Origin of the sequence: Caldimonas sp., from assembly GCF_046289365.1 — a bacterium.
Classification (GTDB): domain Bacteria; phylum Pseudomonadota; class Gammaproteobacteria; order Burkholderiales; family Burkholderiaceae_C; genus Caldimonas.
On the sequence record NZ_JBKBVU010000190.1, the window covers coordinates 1 to 1705 of the forward strand.

Consider the following 1705-nt stretch of genomic DNA (forward strand, 5'->3'; position numbering starts at 1 on the left):
AGAGCGGCATCGCCCACATGCCCCGGCGCGAGCACGACGTAGGCCTTGACCACCGCACCGCGTTCGGGGTCGGGTTTGGGCACCACCGCGGCGTTGGCCACCGCCGGGTGCTTGACCAGGCAGTTCTCGATCTCGCTGGGCCCGATGCGGTAGCCCGCTGCCTTGAAGACGTCGTCGCTGCGCCCTTGGTACCAGAGGTAGCCGTCCTCGTCCATCACCGCGGTGTCGCCGGTGCGGCACCAGGAATCATTCGGGTCGCCGGTGAACTTCGCGCGCGTGGCCTTCTCGTTCTTCCAGTAGCCGAGAAAGAAGATGGGGTCGGGATCGCCATGGATGTCGCGGCGGTGCACCGCCACGTCGCCCGGTACGCCCGGCGGGCACACACGGCCTTCGTCGTCGATCACCGCCACTCGGTGGCCCGGGTAGGGACGGCCCATGCTGCCCGGCTTGGCCGGCCAGCCAGGGTGGACCCGCCCGGCTGCATCCCGGAATTCGCCGCAGTTGCCCACCACATAGTTGATCTCGGTCTGGCCGAACATCTCGTTGATCGTCACCCCCAGCTGCTCGCGGCCGTAGGCGAACACCGCATCGCCCACCGCCTCACCCGCGCTCATGATGGCGCGCAGCTTCAGCCGGTAGCGCTCGCACGGCGAGGGCACGGCCTTCATCATCGCCTTGAGCGCCGTCGGGAACAGGAAGGTGTTGGTCACGCCGTGGCGCTCCATCAGTTCGAAGGCCTTTTCCGGGCTGAAGCGGCCCTGGTAGGCCACGATGGTTTGACCGAAGTAGAGCGTGGGCAGCAGTGCATCCATCAGCCCGCCCGTCCAGGCCCAGTCGGCCGGTGACCAAAACACGTCACCCTCGCGGGGAAACCAGTTCTGGCTCGCTACGAAGCCCGGCAGGTTGCCGATCAGCGCCCGGTGGGGGATCAACGCGCCCTTGGGCGGGCCGGTGGTGCCGCTGGTGTAGATCAGCACGGCCGGGTCGTCGGCCCGGGTGGCCCGGGCCACGTAGAGGGCCGACTCGCGCGCCAGCGCAGCCTCCCAGTCGAGGTCGCCCTGGCCGCTGGCCTCGCCCACGGCCACCACCTGACGCAGCGCCGGGCACTGCGCACGTGCCTGGCGCAGGTTGGCGATCGAGGTCTCATCGACGATGGCCACCACCGCCTCGCTGTGCGCGAGCCGGTAGGCCAGGGCCTCAGGCCCGAAGAGCATGGACAGCGGCATCGCCACCGCCCCCATCTGGTAGACGGCCATGTGCGCGATCGCCGTCTCCAGACGCTGCGGCATCACCAGCGCCACACGGTCGCCCGGCTGCACGCCCAGCCTTTCCAGCGCATGCGACAGCCGGTTGGCCTGCGAGTGCAACTCGGCGAAGCACAGCGTGCTGCGCCGACCGGATTCATGCTCGTAGACGATGGCGGTGCGCCCGCCCGATTCCTGGGCCCAGCGGTGGCAGCAGGCCTGGGCGATGTTGAACAGCGCAGGCACCGCCCAGCGGAATCCGCAGTGCAGATGCTCGTGAGGGTCCGGTCGTCGGGTGCGCAAGAGCCGGTGGGCGGTCACGGGGCCATCCTCGGGGTGTGGTTCGTTCCGGCGCCGATGGTGCCAGGGCCGGGGGAGGGACACCACCCAAAGGTGTTCCCCCCCAGTGCCCCCACCAAAGCCAACCCCAAAACCCGTTTCGTTTCCCCCCACAAACAAAA

The 1705-nt window shown here is 69.1% G+C and carries 1 protein-coding gene; it reads right to left on the reverse strand.

Annotated elements, in window-relative coordinates:
- The coding region (locus ACK42S_RS14820; protein WP_409709151.1) for an acyl-CoA synthetase at nt 1-1565 on the reverse strand (1565 nt) is incomplete at its 3' end.
- Between the last annotated feature and the right edge of the window lie 140 nt (nt 1566-1705).